At 64.6% G+C, this 3,612-nt stretch carries 2 protein-coding genes and 3 pseudogenes; 3 read left to right on the top strand and 2 right to left on the bottom strand.

The annotated features are described in order from the left end of the window. Window positions 1-480 (top strand): IS5 family transposase (locus AB0M26_RS31545; RefSeq protein WP_365266387.1); only part of this gene is annotated, 480 nt, incomplete at its 5' end. A 658-nt stretch (window positions 481-1,138) separates the two neighbouring features. Here the strand turns inward: AB0M26_RS31545 and AB0M26_RS31540 are convergent. Then, window positions 1,139-1,372 carry a hypothetical protein gene (locus AB0M26_RS31540; protein ID WP_365266384.1) on the bottom strand — a complete coding sequence of 78 codons (234 nt, stop codon included), beginning with the start codon at window positions 1,370-1,372 and terminating at the stop codon, window positions 1,139-1,141. Window positions 1,373-2,155: 783 nt separating this feature from the next. Between AB0M26_RS31540 and AB0M26_RS31535 the strand changes: the two are divergent. Both AB0M26_RS31535 and AB0M26_RS31530 read left to right on the top strand, forming a co-directional pair. Further along, window positions 2,156-2,341, top strand: a pseudogene (locus AB0M26_RS31535) (IS256 family transposase); the annotation flags it as partial. A gap of 608 nt (window positions 2,342-2,949) precedes the next feature. After that, a pseudogene (locus AB0M26_RS31530) lies at window positions 2,950-3,057 on the top strand (leucine zipper domain-containing protein); the annotation flags it as partial. Window positions 3,058-3,059: 2 nt separating this feature from the next. On the opposite strand, the pseudogene AB0M26_RS31525 reads toward AB0M26_RS31530, so the two are convergent. Further along, window positions 3,060-3,279: pseudogene (locus AB0M26_RS31525) on the bottom strand (transposase domain-containing protein); the annotation flags it as partial. Window positions 3,280-3,612: the final 333 nt, after the last annotated feature.

Genomic DNA, 3,612 nt, shown 5'->3' with positions numbered 1-3,612 from the left:
CCGGCGCTCGGACGCTCCCGAGGCGGCCTGACCAGCAAGATTCACCTGGCCTGCGACGGCGACGGCCGCCCGCTCGCCTTCACCGTCACAGGCGGCAACACCAACGACTGCACCCAGTTCATCGCCGTGATGGAGGCGATCCGGGTGCCCAGGATGGGTCCGGGACGGCCCCGGGCGCGGCCCTCGCACGTCCTGGGCGACAAGGGCTACAGCTCCAGGGCGATCCGCAGCTGGCTGCGTCGGCGCGGGATCAGCCACACCATTCCCGAGCGAGCCGACCAGGTCCGCAACCGGTTGAACCGCGGCGGCCGTGGTGGACGGCCCCCAGCCTTCGACCGCGACGCCTACAAGCGGCGCAATGTGGTGGAACGGTGCTTCAACAAGCTGAAGCAGTGGCGCGGCATCGCCACCCGGTACGACAAGACCACCGAGTCCTACCAAGCAGCAGTCACCCTCGCAGCCCTGCTGATGTGGGCGTGACATTTGACGACAGACCCTAGCGCCACCCGCTCCAAGGTCGTCTGCAATCCTTGGCTCCGCCGGCCGTGACGAAACGTCAGTCCAGGTACCTGTTCCACGAACATCGCTCTGGAACAGGCCCGTTCACGGCAACGGAACCGCCGGACCTGTAACTCCATGACCACCCGCCGCCTTGCCACGGCGGCTTCATCGAGCCGACGGACTACCGGCTATGGATTCGGTCTGCTACGGCTCCACACGACGGACAAGCCGCACATCTGCTGGTCGTGGCGGCGTGGAGGTCACGCGCCGGGTGTGGATGGAGATGGTGCCGAGCGCGACGTCGTCGTCATTGCTGAACCACAAGTCTTGGAGGAGAGCGTCAGTCATGGCCGTTCATGACCGCTGATTCGGTGACCCTCCGTGGCTCTGGCACGGAAAGTGACCCAGAACCAATTCTGCGGGAGCATTGACACTCGTTACCTTCTCGACTGCAGCGACGTGGGTAGGGCGCGAAAATCCTTCATGCTCTGGCGACTTCCGCGCCCGTTCCGTGGTCCGGTTGCAGCCGAAGCCGGGACCACGGACAACCCAAGACCACGTCGAAAGCCCTCCCCAACGCGGTCTCGTACTGGCTTCAGCCTCACACCCCGTCGGTCGGCTTGTCCCGCCGAACCCGTCAGCGGGACAAACGGGCGGCCAGCAGCCCCTTACCGAGCTCAGCGCCCTTGCGGCTGTCGGACTGGGCCTTCTGGAACAACTCCACCAACTCCTTGTCGCTCTGCCGCTGCGCGTCCTGGATGTAGCTCTCCATCCGCAGTGCGTTGGACAGGCACGCCTCGATGTACCAGATCAGGTTGTAGTCCTTGTCCTTGGTGCCGGTGACCTCACCGGTCTCGCTACCGCTGCCCATACTGACCGACCTCCATGGCTTCCAATGTCTGAGCGTCTGGCGAGGCGTGCAGCGCCTCCAGGAGGCGCCACCACGGATCAGCCAGCTGCCAGCGGAGAGTTCCCTGCATAGCCCGGCGCAGACCGCATTTCACACAAACGGCACTGTTGGCGTCCGCTGACCGGCCGAGCGTCCTCCTTACCCTGCCTCTCGTGCCAGCACCAGGCCTTCGTATCTGACGTCCGGGTATCCGGTGCGGGGGCCCTGGCGCATCTCGGGCAGCTCTTCCTCGACGAAGGGCCGACGTGCATATCGCCTCGTCCAGAACGTTTAGCTGCTCCTAGCGAGCCAGGGGTGACCACGCGTCAGCCATCATTGAAGAAACGAAAACATCGCCGGTCTCCGGTCTAGGGGGTGGCCCAGCGTTTGCGACCTTTGCCGGATGGGTCGAGGGACCTGACCGGCACAGGTGGATGCACTTCAGCGCAGCGGCAGCTTGGAGGACGCTGTCGTGATACGCCACGTGGTTACGGTAGACCGATCCGACCTTGCGGGAGGTGCCCGGACACGTTCACCGGCCCGGCCGTGCCCGAGGCGGAGGCCGCTCCGGTGGAACCACCCACCACGCCGGAGCGCTTCGCTGCCCGCCGTCCCGCTGGCTCGTCGTCGCGGCGGTCGACAGCGGGGTCTGTACGGTCTTCGGTGCAACTCCCGATCAAGGAAGAGTACCTGATGAGCGACGTGACTGCCTCTGTCGAGACGGTTGATGAGGTCCCGCCGACCGAGATGTCGGGGGACCTGCTCCGCAAGGCCGTCCGGGCCCGCGGGCACTCCCCGAACGAGGCCGCAGCACTCAAGTGCGCCTACATGGCCGTCATGGGCCTGGAGCCCACCGGGCAGGGACGCAAACGCTGGACCATGCGTTGGAAGCCCGCGCTGCAGGCTTTCGACATTGCCTTCGACGGCCGACTATCAGCCGGCCACCGTTAACCCACACCACACGAGTTACACCGTCGGCTGGACACACCCGAACGGTCCACGGCGACGCACTTGGTCTGGGTGCGGCTGTCGGTGGCGGTGATGCTGAGGTTGATGGTGTTGCCGCAGATGTTTCTGTCGCCCCTCCTGGGCGATGTTCTGCTGGTACAGATCCGCGGGTCGCCGCCTCGACACGGGCCCCGCCGCCAATGTTCTCGTGCCCGCGCTCACCGAGCGGTCCACGGAGTCACGCCCTCCGTCTTGTGGTGTCCGTCGGTAATGGAGGCGTCCAGGTAGTTGTGGTCGTCGCAGGCGTTGTTCCGCCGGCCCTCCTGGGCTCAGTTCTGCTGGTAAAGGAAGCTGGTTGCAGAGCCGCCTTCGGCCCTGCGCACCGCCGCCCTTGGCAGAACCAGCAGAAACGACACCATCAGCACCATCCGCTACACCCTGGCAGAGATCCGCAGACTCCTGAACACTCTCCTGCCCCGACCCACACCCCACCTCGGACCAGTCGCCCACGCCCTGAACTGATCCCTCTGGCGCAGACAGCACCAAGCCATCGCACGCCGCTGCCACTATGAAAGAAGAACCAGCTCAGGCAACGATTTTCTGCCCCCCCACTGTCCGAAGAGGGCCGCCGTCGCCTGGTCCAGCGGTGCCAGGAACGCCCCATCGCCCATGTAGCCGCAGAGATGGGCATCTCGCGGTCCTGCGCAAGCAAGTGGGTCAATCCAAGACCTGGGAACAGCCCCAGCGCCAGAACGAAATATACGCCAACTTTGGACGGGAGTTCTTAAGCCGGCGCTGTATGGCACGCGTTTGATCGAGCACATAATCGACGAGTTTGAACGGAAAGTACTGGTCAACTCACCCAAATGGCCGGGGGCGAAGACACCGTCCGCGACCGTGATGGCGCGGGCGAACGTCGTGGTGACACACTGGCCTGGCAACGGGACCTCTCTTGCAGCAGGAAGACTTTGGTCGGTCTCCCGCTTCCACCAGAGGTCCCGTTCCTGCATCACGAACGCCTTTACCCAGCATGGCAGTTGACGGCTCACGTCCGCGCCTAACTTCGTGGCCTTGGCCCGTCACCACTGCGGCCTGACTTCAGCATTGGGAAGCACCAGCCGCTCAACGATCCCAACCACGACTGGCAGCCTAACCGAACCAACCAAATGAGATGACGTCTTAGGGGGCGTATCCAGTTGTGATCAATCTGTGGGCTCCGCTCCCGCAGCGGGGCGGGTTCCTGTAGATCGTCATGCATGACGCAGGTGCAACTT

Source organism: Streptomyces sp. NPDC051776, from assembly GCF_040681345.1.
In the GTDB taxonomy this organism is placed as follows: domain Bacteria; phylum Actinomycetota; class Actinomycetes; order Streptomycetales; family Streptomycetaceae; genus Streptomyces.
The sequence above is the reverse complement of the archived record's forward strand: the minus strand, read 5'-3'. Positions and strand labels throughout refer to the sequence as shown.

What these genes read in the sequence shown, in the direction of transcription:
- AB0M26_RS31540 (WP_365266384.1), bottom strand. Translation starts at nt 1,372, where the DNA reads ATGGGCAGCGGTAGCGAGACCGGTGAGGTCACCGGCACCAAGGACAAG.